Source organism: Amycolatopsis sp. NPDC051061 (assembly GCF_040682935.1).
Lineage (GTDB): Bacteria > Actinomycetota > Actinomycetes > Mycobacteriales > Pseudonocardiaceae > Amycolatopsis.
Map to the genome: position 1 here is coordinate 46,380 of NZ_JBFBBZ010000057.1, position 15,462 is coordinate 61,841.

The 15,462-nt window shown below is 70.6% G+C and carries 15 protein-coding genes; 7 read left to right on the forward strand and 8 right to left on the reverse strand.

All coding sequences use genetic code 11. The features are described from left to right. Window positions 1–74: 74 nt before the first annotated feature. Entirely contained in the window at window positions 75–584 is a 510-nt protein-coding gene (locus tag AB0N03_RS44555) for a hypothetical protein (protein ID WP_364386157.1), read from the reverse strand. 221 nt (window positions 585–805) lie between these two features. Between AB0N03_RS44555 and AB0N03_RS44560 the strand changes: the two genes are divergently transcribed. After that, entirely contained in the window at window positions 806–1,405 is a 600-nt protein-coding gene (locus AB0N03_RS44560; RefSeq protein WP_364386159.1) for a fibronectin type III domain-containing protein, read from the forward strand. A gap of 3 nt (window positions 1,406–1,408) precedes the next feature. Here the strand turns inward: AB0N03_RS44560 and uvrA are convergent, their stop codons facing one another. Both uvrA and AB0N03_RS44570 read right to left on the reverse strand, forming a co-directional pair. Then, window positions 1,409–4,273, reverse strand: coding sequence for an excinuclease ABC subunit UvrA (gene uvrA, locus AB0N03_RS44565; protein ID WP_364386161.1), 2,865 nt, complete (start codon window positions 4,271–4,273; stop codon window positions 1,409–1,411). A 75-nt stretch (window positions 4,274–4,348) separates the two neighbouring features. After that, window positions 4,349–5,554: an acyltransferase gene (locus tag AB0N03_RS44570; RefSeq protein WP_364386163.1), complete on the reverse strand. Its 1,206-nt coding sequence runs from the start codon at window positions 5,552–5,554 to the stop codon at window positions 4,349–4,351. Between the two features lie 108 nt (window positions 5,555–5,662). Between AB0N03_RS44570 and AB0N03_RS44575 the strand changes: the two genes are divergently transcribed. Continuing rightward, complete coding sequence (locus tag AB0N03_RS44575) at window positions 5,663–6,340, forward strand: MBL fold metallo-hydrolase (protein WP_364386165.1); 678 nt, start codon at window positions 5,663–5,665, stop codon at window positions 6,338–6,340. Window positions 6,341–6,758: 418 nt separating this feature from the next. Further along, window positions 6,759–7,241, forward strand: a complete 483-nt coding sequence (locus AB0N03_RS44580; protein ID WP_364386167.1) for a hypothetical protein — start codon at window positions 6,759–6,761, stop codon at window positions 7,239–7,241. Between the two features lie 15 nt (window positions 7,242–7,256). Here the strand turns inward: AB0N03_RS44580 and AB0N03_RS44585 are convergent, their stop codons facing one another. From AB0N03_RS44585 to AB0N03_RS44605, 5 genes are all read right to left on the reverse strand, one after another. Further along, complete coding sequence (locus tag AB0N03_RS44585) at window positions 7,257–8,039, reverse strand: DUF1684 domain-containing protein (RefSeq protein WP_364386169.1); 783 nt, start codon at window positions 8,037–8,039, stop codon at window positions 7,257–7,259. A gap of 19 nt (window positions 8,040–8,058) precedes the next feature. Next, window positions 8,059–8,664: a hypothetical protein gene (locus tag AB0N03_RS44590; protein WP_364386171.1), complete on the reverse strand. Its 606-nt coding sequence runs from the start codon at window positions 8,662–8,664 to the stop codon at window positions 8,059–8,061. 4 nt (window positions 8,665–8,668) lie between these two features. Further along, complete coding sequence (locus AB0N03_RS44595; RefSeq protein ID WP_364386173.1) at window positions 8,669–9,634, reverse strand: hypothetical protein; 966 nt, start codon at window positions 9,632–9,634, stop codon at window positions 8,669–8,671. Window positions 9,635–9,840: 206 nt separating this feature from the next. Beyond that, window positions 9,841–9,999, reverse strand: a complete 159-nt coding sequence (locus AB0N03_RS44600) for a hypothetical protein (RefSeq protein WP_364386175.1) — start codon at window positions 9,997–9,999, stop codon at window positions 9,841–9,843. 117 nt (window positions 10,000–10,116) lie between these two features. After that, window positions 10,117–10,824, reverse strand: a complete 708-nt coding sequence (locus tag AB0N03_RS44605; RefSeq protein ID WP_364386177.1) for a Crp/Fnr family transcriptional regulator — start codon at window positions 10,822–10,824, stop codon at window positions 10,117–10,119. Between the two features lie 74 nt (window positions 10,825–10,898). On the opposite strand from AB0N03_RS44605, the gene rnhA reads away from it, so the two are divergent. From rnhA to AB0N03_RS44625, 4 genes are all read left to right on the forward strand, one after another. Next, window positions 10,899–11,360 carry a ribonuclease HI gene (rnhA, locus tag AB0N03_RS44610; protein ID WP_364386179.1) on the forward strand — a complete coding sequence of 154 codons (462 nt, stop codon included), beginning with the start codon at window positions 10,899–10,901 and terminating at the stop codon, window positions 11,358–11,360. A gap of 41 nt (window positions 11,361–11,401) precedes the next feature. Continuing rightward, a complete protein-coding gene (locus AB0N03_RS44615) occupies window positions 11,402–11,782 on the forward strand; it encodes a YchJ family protein (protein ID WP_364386181.1) in 381 nt (126 codons plus the stop codon). 118 nt (window positions 11,783–11,900) lie between these two features. Then, window positions 11,901–12,170 carry a hypothetical protein gene (locus tag AB0N03_RS44620; RefSeq protein WP_364386183.1) on the forward strand — a complete coding sequence of 90 codons (270 nt, stop codon included), beginning with the start codon at window positions 11,901–11,903 and terminating at the stop codon, window positions 12,168–12,170. A 119-nt stretch (window positions 12,171–12,289) separates the two neighbouring features. Then, window positions 12,290–15,370 carry a CBM35 domain-containing protein gene (locus AB0N03_RS44625; protein ID WP_364386185.1) on the forward strand — a complete coding sequence of 1,027 codons (3,081 nt, stop codon included), beginning with the start codon at window positions 12,290–12,292 and terminating at the stop codon, window positions 15,368–15,370. Window positions 15,371–15,462 lie beyond the last annotated feature (92 nt).

Here is a 15,462-nt window from a genome sequence, read left to right on the forward strand (position 1 = left end):
GCGCCGAGCGCAACGCGACCATGGTGTTCATCGGCTGCCCGTCCTTCCTCGTGCTGCCCGGAAACCGTCGGTGTTCAGTAGCCGGAGCCACCGGCCGCGGGCTGCGCCGCGGTGATCTTGCTGCCGTCCGGGGCGGCGGCGAACCAGGTGCCGTTGGCGCCCTGACCGTTCATCTGCCCGGGGGCCTTATCGCCCGAGAACTCGTACAACGCCCAGCCGTTGAGCGTGAGCTGCTTGCTGCCGTCCGGGCGCGCCAGCGTGCCGACCTGGCTGTCCTGGATGCCCTCGAGCATCGGCGAGCCGTCGCCGGCCAGCGCCGGCGGCCAGGTCGCGGCGCACTGGGCGTCGCAGTGGGACATCGGCGGCGTCGCCATGTCCTTGTCGAACCGGTAGAGCGTCTTGCCCGCGGCGTCGGTGACGACCGTCCCGACGCCGGCGACCTCGGTCGCGGCCAGCATCACGTGCCCGGGCTGCCCGTGGTCGGGGTTCCCGGCCCCCGCGGAGGCCATGTCGCCGCAGGCCGACAGGGGGGCGACGACGGCGATCGCGGCGGCGCACAAACTGGCCGTCCGGATACGGTTCATGACGTTTCTCTCCTCGGTGAGGGCGGCACCACCGTCCGGCGGACCTCGACACCTCAGACACGGACGGTTGCCCGAAACGGTTCAGCGGGGTTTCGCGCGGTTCGGTGCCGGTTCGGCGCCGGATTGGTGTGTTCCGGTGATCGGCAGGACCTTGTCGCCGTGCGGGCGGGTTCCCTAAGCTGATCACGTTCGCCGCCGCCCCGATCGCCGCGGGAGCCGCTGTGTCCGTGAAACCCCTCTTCGCCGTGGCGCTGCTGGTCGCGGGCTGTTCTTCCCCGGCTCCCCCGCCGCCGTTCACCGCTTCACTGACCTCGCCCACCGACGTGGTGCTGAGCTGGCCGGACGACGCCGACGGGCACCGCGTCGAGTACGCCGACGATCCCGCCGGGCCGTGGACGACGCTGCGGTTCCTGCCCGCGCACACGACGAGCTACCACCACCCGGACCTGATCCCGGAGACGCCGTTCTACTACCGGCAGCAGCCGTTCTCGGGCCCGGTGTCGCCGGAGACGACCGTGGGCGCGCCGGCGGTGCCCTCGGCGGGTGGCACCGCGCCGGCGCACCTGCGGGCGGGGGCGGCCGCGGACGGCACGCTGACGTTCTCGTGGACCGACCTGTCCCACGACGAAGCCGGGTTCCTCCTGGAGATCCGGCGGCCGGGCGCGCCGGACTTCGACCCGGTCGAAGTGACCGACCCGGACACGACGACGTGCACCTTGTCCGTCCTCCCGGGTGAGGAGGGCTCGGCCTACCGGCTCCGGGCGCTGCACTACGGGCCGCTCTCGCCGGTGGTCCACCAGACCACCGGCAAGCCGCGGTGACCGCTATTCGGCGGGGGTGAGGACCGTGCGCAGGAACTCGCCCGTGTAGCTCTCCTCGACCGCCGCGACCTGCTCCGGCGTGCCCTCGGCGACGATCGTGCCGCCGCCGTTGCCGCCTTCGGGGCCCATGTCGATGATCCAGTCGGACGTCTTGATCACGTCGAGGTTGTGCTCGATCACGATCACCGAGTTGCCCTTGTCGACCAGCCCGTTGATCACGCCGATCAGCTTGTTGATGTCCTCGAAGTGCAGACCGGTCGTCGGCTCGTCGAGGATGTACACCGTCTTGCCCGTCGAGCGCTTCTGCAGCTCGCTGGCCAGCTTGACGCGCTGCGCCTCACCGCCGGAGAGCGTCGGCGCGGGCTGGCCGAGCCGGACGTAGCCGAGGCCGACGTCCACCAGCGTCTGCAGGTGGCGGTGGATGGCCTTGATCGGCTCGAAGAACTCCGCCGCCTCCTCGATGGGCATGTCGAGCACGTCCGAGACGGTTTTGCCCTTGTAGTGCACCTCGAGGGTTTCCCGGTTGTACCGCGCGCCCTTGCAGACCTCGCACGGGACGTAGACGTCCGGCAGGAAGTTCATCTCGATCTTGATCGTGCCGTCGCCGGCGCACGCCTCGCAGCGGCCGCCCTTGACGTTGAACGAGAACCGGCCCTGCTGGTAGCCGCGGACCTTCGCCTCGGTCGTCGCGGCGAACAGCTTGCGCACGTGGTCCCAGACGCCCGTGTAGGTGGCCGGGTTGGACCGCGGGGTCCGCCCGATCGGCGACTGGTCGACGCGCACCAGCTTGTCGACGTGACCGAGGCCGTTGACCCGGGTGTGGCGGCCCGGCACCTGACGGGCGCCGTTGAGCTTGTTCGCCAGCACGGTCGCCAGGATGTCGTTCACCAGCGTCGACTTGCCCGATCCCGACACGCCGGTGACCGACACGAGGGCGCCGAGCGGGAACGAGACGTCCAGCCCGCGCAGGTTGTGCTCGCGCGCGCCGACGACGGTCAGCTGCCGCTTCTTGTCGATCGGCCGCCGGATCGCCGGGATCTCGATCCTGCGGCGCCCGGACAGGTACTGCCCGGTGATCGACTCCTTGCTCTTGAGCAGCTTCTTGTACGGTCCACTGTGGACGATGTGACCGCCGTGCTCGCCCGCGCCCGGGCCGATGTCGACCACCCAGTCGCTCGAGCGGATCGTGTCTTCGTCGTGCTCGACGACGATCAGCGTGTTGCCCAGGTTCCGCAGCCGGGTCAGCGTCTCGATCAGGCGGTGGTTGTCGCGCTGGTGCAGGCCGATCGACGGCTCGTCGAGCACGTAGAGCACGCCGACCAGGCCGGACCCGATCTGCGTCGCGAGCCGGATGCGCTGCGCCTCGCCGCCCGAAAGAGTGGCCGACGCGCGGTCGAGCGAGAGGTACGTCAGGCCGACGTCGAGGAGGAAGCGCAGCCGCGCCTGGATCTCCTTGAGCACCGCGCCGGCGATCATCGTCTCGCGCTGCCCGAGCTCCAGCTCGTCGAGGAACTGCGACGCCTCCGCGATGGACAGCCCGCAGACCTCGGCGATCGACATGTCGCCGCGGGACTTGTGCTGCAGCGTGACGGCGAGGATCTCCGGCTTGAGCCGGGTGCCCTGGCAGGCCGGGCACGGCACCTCGCGCATGTAGCCCTCGTACCGCTCGCGCATGTACTCGGACTCGGTCTGCTCCTGCCGCCGCTCGAGGAACGGGATGACGCCCTCGAAGGCCGCGTAGTACGACCGCTGGCGGCCGTAGCGGTTCTTGTAGCGGACGTGCACCTGGTCGTCGACGCCGTGCAGCACGGCCTTCTGGGCGCGCGCCGGCAGCCGGCGCCACGGCGTGTCCATCCGGAAGCCGATGGTCTCCGACAGCGACTCGAGCAGCCGGATGAAGTAGTCCGCGCTCTGCCCGCCCGACCACGGCGCGATCGCGCCCTCGGCCAGGGACAGCTCGTCGTCCGGGACCACCAGCTCCGGGTCGACCTCCTTGCGGATGCCGATGCCCGTGCACTCGGGGCACGCGCCGTAGGGCGAGTTGAAGGAGAACGAGCGGGGCTCGAGGTCCTCGATGGCCAGCGGGTGGCCGTTGGGGCAGGCCAGGTTCTCGGAGAAGCCGCGGATCCGGTGCGGGTCGTTCTCGGGCAGGTCGACGAACTCCAGCTCGATCAGCCCGTCGGCCAGCCGCAGCGCCGTCTCGACCGAGTCGGTGAGCCGCTGGCGCGAAGACGACTTCACGCTCAGCCGGTCGATCACCACGCCGATCTGGTGCTTTTCCTGCTTCTTCAGCTTCGGCGGGTCGGTGAGCGCGTGGACCGTGCCGTCGACGACCACGCGCGCGTAGCCCTGCTGCTGCAGGTTCTCGAACAGGTCGACGTACTCGCCCTTGCGCCCGCGCACGACCGGCGCGAGCACCTGGAAGCGGACGCCTTCGTCCATCTCCAGCACCTGGTCGACGATCTGCTGCGGGGTCTGCTTGCTGATCGGCTCGCCGCACTTGGGGCAGTGCGCCTTGCCGGCGCGCGCGTAGAGCAGACGCAGGTAGTCGTAGACCTCGGTGATCGTGCCCACGGTCGAACGCGGGTTGCGCGAGGTGGACTTCTGGTCGATCGACACCGCGGGCGAGAGGCCCTCGATGAAGTCGACGTCCGGCTTGTCCATCTGCCCCAGGAACTGGCGGGCGTACGCCGAGAGCGACTCGACGTAGCGCCGCTGCCCTTCGGCGAAGATGGTGTCGAAGGCGAGGCTCGACTTCCCGGACCCGGACAGACCGGTGAAAACGATCAGGCTGTCGCGGGGCAGGTCGAGATCCACGCCGCGGAGGTTGTGCTCGCGGGCGCCGCGAACAACGAGGCGATCAGCCACGCCAGGGTCCCTTCAGTGTCATTCTCAGCTGCGGTCGCCGGCCCGGTAGGAGGCTGCACGGGCGGCCTCTCAATGCTACGAGCCACCACCGACAAAAACTGGCTCCGCGTCCTTGACCTGCGGTTCTTCCGGCTTTCGGCGGGTGGTGAGCCACCGGTGGACCGGCCGTTCGACACCCGCGGTGACCGCCCAGCCGGCCAGCACGGCGGCGCCGACGACCACGGGGAGCCGCAGCCAGCCGGGCAGGCCGACGTCGAGCAGAGCGCGGGCCAGGACGTAACCCAGTTCCTGGTGCACCAGATAAAGACCATACGAGATGCCCGCGAGCCAGGTGACGGCCGGGGCGATCCTCGCCAGTCCGGGGAACCGCCAGTCCGGGCCGCGGGCGGCCAGGCAGACCAGCAGCAGGAGCACGGCGAACCCGATCGTGGACGGCCAGCGCAGGGCGTCCTGCGGCAGCGCGACGTGGAACGGAAAGACCTGCAGGTCCTGCGCGGCGACGGCGGCGACGACGAACAGGGCGGCGTGCCACGTCCTGAGCCGGTGCCGTGACCAGAGCCACAGCGCGACGCCGATGGCGAAGACGTGCAGCCGGTGCAGGCCCAGGCCGTAGTAGAAGGTCTCGACGACCGGGCTCGCCGTCCCCGGCGCGAAGACGACGAAGCGGAGCGCGAGCGGGACGAGGATCAGGGCCCACAGCAGGGCGACGGTCAGCCGGTGGGTGCGCCACGACCGCGGCCACAGCAGGGCCGCGCCGGTGAAGGCCAGCAGCTGCACCGGCAGCGTCCAGTAGGAGCCGTCGAGGTAGTAGAACGTGGCCGAGCGCACACCCCACTCCTGCACCATGCCGAGGTTGGCGACCAGGTCGAGCCCGGTGGGGATGTACCACGGCGACGGGTTCGCCGGCGGCCCCTGCGGCACGCCGAAGAGGAGCCCGGTGATGCCGTGCGGGTAGGGCAGGCCGCTGAACGAGATGGCCGCGCACCGCGTCACGACGTAGGTCACCAGGACGGCGACGAGGTAGGCCGGCACGAGGCGTGCGACGCGGTTCCACAGCCACCGGCGCGGATTGCCCTTGCGGAGGCTCGCGCAAACGAAGAAGGCGGAGATCACCAGCAGGATCGCGGCGCCGAACTGCGCTGTCACCCGGAAGGGGTACCCCGTCAGCTCGGGGTGCAGGAGAGCACCCTGGTGGGTGACGTGCCCGAGGATCACCGCGAGGACGGCGACGACGCGGAGGAGGTCCCAGCTGATCCGGCGCGGCGTCGGCGAGGTGGGCACGGTCGTCCTGAGGTCGGCTGGCGAGGTCTCCGGCGAGCCTACGTGGACCGGCGGGCGCGCGCTTGTGCGGGTGGAACCGGTTGGCGCGAAACGACTACCGTGTGCACGGTGAACATCGTGGAGACCTACACCGGGCACGTCGACCCGGGCGGCGACGCCACCCGGCGCACCCTGGACGCGCTGACCATCACCAAGCTGTCCGTCGGCCCGATGGACAACAACACGTACCTGCTGGTGTGCCGAGCCTCGGAGGAGGCGCTGCTGATCGACGCGGCAAGCGACCCGGAGCGCATCTCGGACCTGATCGGTCACGGCCCGGACCGCCCGGCGCTTCGCACGGTCGTCACCACCCACCAGCACCAGGACCACTGGCAGGCGCTGGGCGCGGTGGCGGGAGCGAACGGCGCCAACACGGCGGCCCACCCGCTGGACGCTTCGCCGTTGCCGGTGCCGCCGGACTTCCTGGTGGAGCACGGGGACACGGTGTCCGTGGGCCAGGTCACCCTTTCGGTGATCCACCTGCGCGGGCACACGCCGGGCTCGATCGCTCTTCTTTACCGGGACCCTGCCGGACACCCGCATCTGTTCACGGGGGACTCGCTGTTCCCGGGCGGAGTGGGGCGGACGACGTCACCCGAGGACTTCGCGTCGCTGCTGGACGATGTGTCGTCGCGGATCTTCGACGAGCTGCCGGACGAGACGTGGTTCTACCCGGGACACGGGGATGATTCGACGCTGGGTGAGCAGCGAGGGCACCTCGCCGAGTGGCGCGACCGCGGCTGGTGAGCTGATCGAGGATTTCGCGAGACCGCAGACCAACCGTTGGTTCCGGCATTCTTGTCCAGTTACGAGGCGTCGCAGCGCAAGGCGGGAGTCAGCGTGTGCGCCCCTGGTTCCGTGCCGTCTCAGGCTGCGGAGCCGATCTAGGTGGAGTACGCGCACCACCGGCAAGGACGCGTGCCGGCCTTGGCGCTGCCGCAACTGTTGGAGAGATCTGCTGGCAGGCAGCTCCCCGAGGCTGGGCGCGGAGCGGGCGAAGCTGACGGAGTGGCGTGAGCGCGGCTGGTGAGCCTCCTTCTCGTTGCGGCGCCGGAGATCCGGCCGGGTAACGATCCGGAACCCGGACGCAACTCCCCGGACGAACCGGACGTCTCCCGTAGACCCAGCGCTGGGACTTCCACCGGTTCACCCCAGGAGGCCCACCATGTCCAGACCCGTCAGAGGCGCACTGCTCGCTGTCACGCTCATGCTCGCCGGGACGCTCGCCGCCGCCGTGCCCGCGCAGGCCGTGTCCTCCGTTCCGACCCTGACCGCCATCCGGACCGGGAACAACCCCGGGTTCGACCGCATCGTGCTCGACCTCGGGCCCGGGGGCAGGCCCACTCCCAGCTACCAGCTCGTCGACGAGCTCATCGCCGATCCGAGCACCGAAATCGTGTGGCTCACCGGGGAGTACTTCATCAACGTCACCGTGCCGTTCGCCGCCGCGCACGACGACAGCGGCAACCCGACCTACCCCGGGCCGAACAAGTTCCGGACGCGCAACCTCGGCAACGTCATGGCCGTCGCCGTCATCGGGGACTTCGAATCCCAGCTGCTGGTCGGGCTCGGCGTGCGGTCGCGGACGACGGTGAACGTCTTCACGCTCACCGCGCCCAACCGCGTCGTCATCGACGTCGCGCACTGAAGGCAGGCGGGGGAGTCACCCGCGCTCGTACGGGATCTTCTCCCCCGCCTCGACCGCGAACGGCAGGTGGTTGCCCGCCGGCGGCAGCGGGCACGTCGCGAAGTCCGTGAACGCGCAAGGCAGGTTCACCGCCCGGGTGAAGTCCACCGTCACCGACCCGTCCGGCGACGGCGCGCCGACCGGTAGCGAGCGGTTCGCCGCGTACGTCGTCACGCCGCTCGTCTCGTCGGTGAACAGGATGCTGAAGCCGCCGTCCTTGCCGTTGAACGCGGTCAGCGTGTGCGGCTGTCCCCCGAAAGAGAAGTGGACGACGCCCGGTGCCGTGTAGACGTGGCTGAGGCCCTCCACCACGGCGCCGACCGTGGTGGGCCGCGGCTCGTCGAAGGGCTCGAAACGGCCCTGAAGCACCCAGGACGGCGACGGCTCGTACGCCGGGACGCCGTGGAACGCGCGCAGCACCTCGGCCTTCGGATCGTGCACGCGGATCAGGTACCCGGAACGGCGGGCGACCTCGATCTCGACGTCGCCGGCCAGCACCCGCGTGCCCGCGCCGCTGTTGACCAGCTCGAACCGGCGGGTCCCGGTGATCGGCGAACCCTCGTGCGAAAGCGACGCGCCGGCCGGGTCGACGTACGCCGCGTCGGCGTCCTGCCACCAGCGGCCGGGGATGCCCGGGTACTCCCGCGGGGCGTCCGTCAGCCAGTCGAGCGACACCAGCGCCAGCCAGCCGTGGGGTGCCGCGAGGTCTTCCTCACGGTGCGTCTTCCAGTCCTGCCATTCGCTCGTGAACGTGCTCATCGCGGGCCCCTTCTCTCGGCTACGACGGTGCCAACCCACCGCCGGAGCCGGTATTCCGCGTCCCAGTATCCGGACCGGTCCACAGCCACGCGATTTCGCGCTCGCCACCGGCGGGGACGACGACGCGCCGGAAGCCCGGCACGTCGTCGATCGCCGCGTGGAACCGGTCGGAGAGGATCAGCAGGTGGTCGCGCTCCGGCGCCGCGGCCATCGCCGCCCTCAGCACCTCCGCTTCGCACAGCCAGACCGCCAGCGCGATCGCGGCGCCGCCGAAGTTCGGCGGACGCAGCACGACGTCGCCGTGGTCGGCGGCGAGCCGCAGCCGCAGCCGGCCGAACTCGTTGAGGTGGCGGTTGCGGCGCCGCAGCGCCTCGGCCAGCGCGCCGGCGAACTCCGTGGCGACCCACCGCAGCGGCACGGCCGGCGGGATGACCAGCGTCGTGATGTCCCCCTCCGGCCGCCGGTACCAGGTCGGCGTGCGGTACGGCACCGGGACGTGGTCGAACGCCTCGTCCAGCACTCCGTCGAGAGTGGTGCCGAGGTGCACCGCGCGGGCGGTGCCGCCGCGGCTCGGGGCGACGATCCCGATCCGGACGACGGTCGCGGCCACCGGAACGGTGCGCATGACCTCAGTCCTCCCGGGGGTCGAAGGACCATTGCAGGCCGTAGCTCAGCCCCTGGTGCAGCTCGTGGAACTCGAGCCCCACCTCGCCGACGCGGTTGATCGTCAGCGCGTCCCCCGAGTCGACGCCGTCGTCCACCACCCGGCCCGGCACGCCGTTGAGCCGCCACACGCGCGACGGCGGGTTCGCGCGGTCGAACCGGACGCGCACCGCGAATTCTTCGCAGCGGCGCAAGGGCATCATGACGTAGTACGGCCGCAGCGACGTGCGCCGCGGCGCGAACCGGATCCCGTACTCGTGCCGCTGGCCGAGCCGCAGCGGGTTGGGGAGCCGCATGACGAACTGCGCGTGGCTCACCGAAACCTGGCGCTCTTCGACGATCTCACCGCCGAACAGGACGTCGGCGGTGATGTCCGGCACCGGGTCGCTGCCCGGCTCGGCCGGGACGCTGAACGAGAGCACGAGCTCGTCCAGCTCGTCGACCTCCGCGACGATCCGGCGCTCTTCCTGCAGGTCCGGCGGGTCGTGGTCGAGCCGGAGCACCGCCTTCGCCGACTCGACGTACCAGCCGGCCAGCGGGTGCAGGTCGCGCTCCGGCGGGGGCGTGCCGAGCAGCTCGTCGAGCCGGCGGAACGCGAGGTCGATCCGGCGGCGCGCGGTGCGCGGGTCGCGGTCCAGGACGCTGGCCAGCCACGAGATCCGCCGGTCGAGGAACTCCCCCGCCGCCTCTTCGTGCAGGCCGAACGCCGCGAGCGCGGCCAGCCGCAGGTCGGCGGGCAGCCGGCCGCACAGCTCGGTGAGCCGCAGCACGAGCTTCTGCCGGGCGGCGGACGGCTGGTCGGCGTCGGTGATCTCGCACGCCTCGCGCAGGCAGGGACCGATCCGCTGGTGCAGGTCGGCCGCGTCGAGCCCGCGGCCGCGGCGCAGTTCGTTGAGCTCGCGCACGAACGGGAAGGAGTTCTCCGGGTTCATCCCACCCCCTCCCGGTGCCGCGGTGAAATGACAGCCCACATTACCAAGAACGGTTCCGCGCGGGACGTGACAGATCGCGGACACCCGCATTCCCGGAAATACCCGGCCGGCCGACCCCCCACGAGCCGGCCGGCCGGGCCGCCGCGGGTCAGTTCGCGCCGAAGATCAGCGCCCAGATCGAGTGGCTCTCCATCACACACACCTCCTCATCGCTGCACCCAGGCCGAGGCGGAGAGGGGAGCCGAGCCGTGCGACGCCGGCTCCGCCGCGTTTCCGGTGGCCGCCAGGAATCCCGCGACGGCACCGACCACGAACGCGACGAAGACCGATTTCACCAGGGTCAAGATCTTGCAGTAGACGTTCACGGCAAAGCACTCCCCGACCTCGCTTCGAAAATGGAATCCGGCCGGTCGGCATCTGAATTTCTTTTCCGGCCGGTACCCAGGATCGCGCGGGGGCGGGGTCCGCTCAGAGGTCCGCTGTCACGGGCGGTGTGTGCCGTTTGGCTCAGAGCGGGCGAAGGCGCGCAGGACGCGTGGGTTGCGGATCAGGATCCGGCGGCGGCCGGTCTCGACGATCCCCTTCTCGCGCAGCACGCGCAACGCTCGTGCGACGGTACGCCGCGCCGCCCCGATCTGCGCGGCGATGTCCTCCTGCGAGAACGCGTCTTCGATGAGCACACCCTCCGGGACGCGCCGGCCGTGTTCCTCCGCCAGCCGGACCAGCACCACCGCGACGCGGCGGCTGACGTCGAAGGCGGCGGAGTCGACCCGGGCCGACTCGGCGTTGCGGAGCCGGGCCGCGACGGTCTTGATCGTCGCGATGGCGATCTCGGGGCGGGCGTGCAGGACGTCGACGAACTCCGCGCCGGTCAGCTGGTAGACGGTGCAGGGTTCGATCGCGCGCACCGACGCCGACCGCGGCCGCCCGGTCACCGCGGCGAGATCGCCGAGCACCTCGCCGGGGCCGCGCAGGCCGAAGAGCACCTCGCGGCCGTCCTCGACGATCGCGGAGACGCGCACCCAGCCGGAGACCAGCACGTGGACGTGATCGGACGGGTCGCCCTCCATGAGCACGACGTCGTTCGCGCGGAACCGGCGGCGGGTGCCGCGGGCGAGCAGGTACTCGCGATCGGTGGCGGCGAGGTAGGCCAGGAGCGCTCCCTCGGCCGTGTCGTCGTGCCCGCTCATGGCTCCCCTCCGGATCTCCACCGTAACCCGGCGTGGCGGGCCGGGGCGAGAGCCGGGACCGGTAGGGTCGCCGCGTGGACGTGGAGATCTACACCGACGGCGCGTGCAGCGGGAACCCGGGACCGGGCGGCTGGGGCGCGGTCCTCCGCTACGGAAGGCACGAGCGCGAGCTGTACGGCGGCGAAGCCACGCCGACGACGAACAACCGGATGGAGCTGACGGCGCCGATCCGGGCGCTGGAGAGCCTGACCCGGCCATCGCAGGTCCGCGTCTACACGGACAGCACCTACGTGCGCAACGGAATCATGCAGTGGCTGCCGCGCTGGAAGAAGAACGGCTGGCAGACGGCGGCGCGGGAGCCGGTGAAGAACGCGGACCTGTGGCAACGCCTGGACGCGGCGGCCGGCTCGCACGAGGTCGAGTGGCTCTGGGTGAAGGGCCACGCGGGACACCCGGAGAACGAGCGAGCCGACCGGCTCGCGGTGCGCGGGGCGCAGGAAGCGCGGGAGAGCGGGAAGCCGGTCAACGCGGAATAGTCCTCAGTAGACGGTCGAAGCCGTCGTGGGATGATTTCGCCATGCCTTCCGCTTCGTGCCCGTGCGGCCTCGCCGAGTCCTACGCCGCCTGCTGCGGCCGGTTCCACGAAGGCAGCGTCGCGGCGCCGACCGCCGAACTGCTCATGCGTTCGCGGTTCAGCGCTTTCGCCGTCGGGGACACCGCGTACCTGCTGCGCACCTGGCACCCGGACACCCGCCCGCGCCGGCTGAACCTCGACGCCAGCCAGGAGTGGACGCGGCTGGAGATCCTCCGCCGCACCGGCGGCGGACTGCTGCACACCGAAGGCACGGTCGAGTTCCGCGCCCACTACCGCCACCACGGCCGCGACGGCTTCCTCGAGGAGAACAGCCGCTTCCGCCGCGCGGACGGCCACTGGGTCTACCTCGACGCGGAAGCCTGATGGGCACCGCTGTGGTCGGGGCGGTCGGCGCGCTGGCTGCTCTGCGCCGGGATGGAGCGCGAGCTCCGCGAGACTCCAGGACGTCCGCGAGACGAAGCTGACCGGGTTCGCGCGCTGGATGGAACGCGGCGCCAAGCCGGAGTTCTTCGGCGTGACAGAGCTGGCGGTCGACCTTACCGAGGTCGCCGCGCGCCGCCCGCTCAGCGGCGAACGCCTCTACAGCGCCGGGCTGACGCTCTTCGACGTCGACCTCGCGACGATCGGCGCCGCGCTGGCCGGCGGTGTCCCGCTCAGCGAGGCACTTCCGCAGCGGATCTGGGAAGACGGTTCACTGCCGCTCCTGCTGGCGCTGCGCGCCGCGGCGGCGTGGCAAGCGGCGCGGGTCTGACCGGAACGCCCCTGTTCTCCCGGTGACCGGACCGCTACGATCGTCCGCAATTGTTAGGAAAGTTCCCTAACGATGGTCCGCTGTCCCCCACGCCGCCGCGGTGCCTAGGAGGCGCGCTAGTGAGCTATCGGCAGAGAAGAACCCGGACCCTCGTGGCGGCGGCGGTGCTCGCCGTCGCTGTGAGCGGGGCGACCGTTCCCGCGGCGACCGGCCAGGAACCGGCGAAAGCGACGGTCGCGGCCGCGGGCCCGGCCACCGCCGTCCCCGGCTTCCTGATCCAGACGTCGGCGCAGGTCAGCGACGACTCGGCGGTGTCGAAGCCCGGCTTCAACACCGCCGGCTGGTACCCCGTCGGCCCGCGCTCGACCGTCTATGCCGGCCTGCTGGCCAACGGCAAGTACGCCGACCCGTTCTACTCGACGAACATGAAGAACGTGCCGACCGCGGACTTCAAGGTCCCGTGGTGGTACCGCACCGACCTCACGGTCACCGACACCACCCAGCGCACCTACCTCGACTTCAGCGGCGTGCTGTCGAAGGCCGACGTCTGGGTCAACGGGACGCGGATCGCGGACAAGACGCAGGTCAACGGCGCCTACACCCGCCACGACCTGGACATCACCGCGCAGGTGAAGGCCGGGACGAACAGCATCGCGTTCAAGGTCTACCCGAACGACCCGGACAAGGACCTGTCGATGGGCTGGATCGACTGGGCGCAGACCCCGCCGGACCAGAACATGGGCATCGTGCGGGACGTCCTCGTCCGGCGCAGCGGCCCGGTGGCGCTGCGCGGCGGCCACGTCGTCACGAAGCTGACCGGAACGGCGCACGCCGACCTCACGGTCAAGGCCGACGTCCGCAACGACTCGGCGGCCGCGGTCTCCACGACGGTCTCCGGCACGGTCGCCGGCAAGGCGATCAGCCAGCCGGTTTCGCTGGCGGCCAAGGAGAAGAAGACGGTCACGTTCGGCGTGGTCGGGATCGACAACCCGCAGGTCTGGTGGCCGGCCGGGATGGGCGGGCAGCCGCTCTACGACCTCGACCTGACGGCGAACGCCGGTGGCGCGGCGTCCGACACCTCGCACTCCAGCTTCGGCGTGCGCCAGGTGACGGCGAACAAGAACGCCAGCGGCGGCCGGTCGTACACGATCAACGGGCGCCCGCTGCTGATCAAGGGCGGCGGCTACTCGCCGGACCTGTTCCTGCGCTGGAACGAGCAGTACGCGGCGGACAAGCTGGCCTACGTCAAGGACCTCGGGCTCAACACCGTGCGCCTGGAGGGCCACATCGAGCCGGACGAGTTCTTCGACCTCGCCGACCGGATGGGCGTGCTGACGCTGCCCGGCTGGGAGTGCTGCGACAAGTGGGAAGGCCAGGTCAACGGCGACGAGAAGGGTGACCCCTGGACCGCCGCGGACTACCCGGTCGCGAAGGCGTCGATGACCGCGGAGGCCGAGCGCCTGCGCGACCACCCGAGCGTCATCTCGTTCCTCATCGGCAGTGACTTCGCGCCCGACGCGACGATCGAGAAGAACTACCTCGACGCGCTGAACGCCGCGGACTGGCCCACCCCGGTGGTCCCGGCCGCGTCGGCGAAGTCGTCGCCGCAGCTCGGGTCGTCCGGTATGAAGATGAACGGGCCGTACGACTACGTCCCGCCGAACTACTGGTACGACAAGGCGCACAGCGACCTCGGGGGTGCGTGGAGCTTCAACTCCGAGACCAGCGCCGGGCCGGACATCCCGACGATGGACACGCTCAAGCGGATGATGTCCTCGAGCGAGCTCGACACGATGTGGAAGAGCCCGTCGACCGCGCAGTACCACCGGTCGTCGTCGGAGACGTTCGCCAACCTGAAGCTCTTCGGCGACGCACTGACCGGCCGCTACGGCAAGCCGGCGAGCCTGGACGACTTCGTCCGCAAGGCGCAGCTGGCGCAGTACGAGAACGTCCGCGCCGAGTTCGAGTCGCACTCGCGCAACTTCAGCGACAGCTCGAACCCGGCCACCGGGATCATCTACTGGATGCTCAACAGCGGCTGGACGTCGCTGCACTGGCAGCTGTTCGACGCCTACCTCGACCAGAACGGCTCCTACTTCGGGGCCAAGAAGGCGAACGAGCCGCTGCACATCCAGTACTCGTACGACACCAAGTCCGTCGTGGTGGTCAACCACAACCACGACGCGGCGTCGAACCTCACCGCGTCCGTCAAGCTCTACAACCTGGACGGCACGGAGAAGTTCACCCAGTCGAAGACCGTGTCGGTGGGCGGTGACGGCGCGAAGACCACCGCGCTGACCATCGGCTCGGTGAGTGGCCTGTCGACGACGTACCTGGCGAAGCTGGTCCTGAGCGACTCCTCGGGCAAGGAGGTCAGCCGGAACGTCTACTGGCTGTCCACCAAGGCCGACACGCTGAACTGGGACGCGAGCGACTGGTACTACACGCCGCAGTCGGCCTACGCGGACCTGTCGGGGCTCAACGGCTTGGCTCAGGTGACGCTGGGGTCGACCGCCACCTCGACGGCGAACGGCGACGGCACCACGACGACCAAGGTGACGCTGACGAACCCGGCGTCCGGCAAGGTGCCGGCGTTCTTCGTCGACGCGCACGTCCTCGGCGCGGCGGGTGCGCCGGTGCTGCCGGTGCGGTGGACCGACAACCAGGTCAGCCTCTGGCCCGGCGAGTCGACCACGCTGACGGCGACGTACCGGACCGCCGACCTCAAGGGCGCCAAGCCGTCCGTGCGGGTCGCGGGCTGGAACACCGGGACGAAGACGATCCCGGCGGACGGCACGACCGGCCCCGGTGACCCGGGTACGCCGGCCGACTACCAGGCCGAGAACGCCACGATCACCAGCGGCGTCGCGGAGTCGAACCACGCCGGCTTCACCGGCACCGGGTTCGTCAACTACGACAACGCGACCGGCAGCGCGGTGGAGTTCTCCGTCAACGCGGCGGCCGCGGGTCCCGCGAACGTCGTCCTGCGGTTCGCCAACGGCACCACGGTGAACCGGCCGATGGACCTCACGGTGAACGGCCGCGATGGTGCGTCCGCGGTGGCGTTCGGCGGCACGGGCAACTGGGACACCTGGCAGACGGTCACGATCCCGGTGACGCTGACCGCCGGGACGAACAAGATCAAGGCGACCGCGACGACCGCCAACGGCGGCCCGAACGTCGACAAGATCACCGTCTAGTACTGCAACGGCACTCGGGTGGGGTGTGGTAGATCATCCTGGTGGTGGTCGATGTGGTGATGGATCAGCTGGATCGGGTGCATGAGCGGATC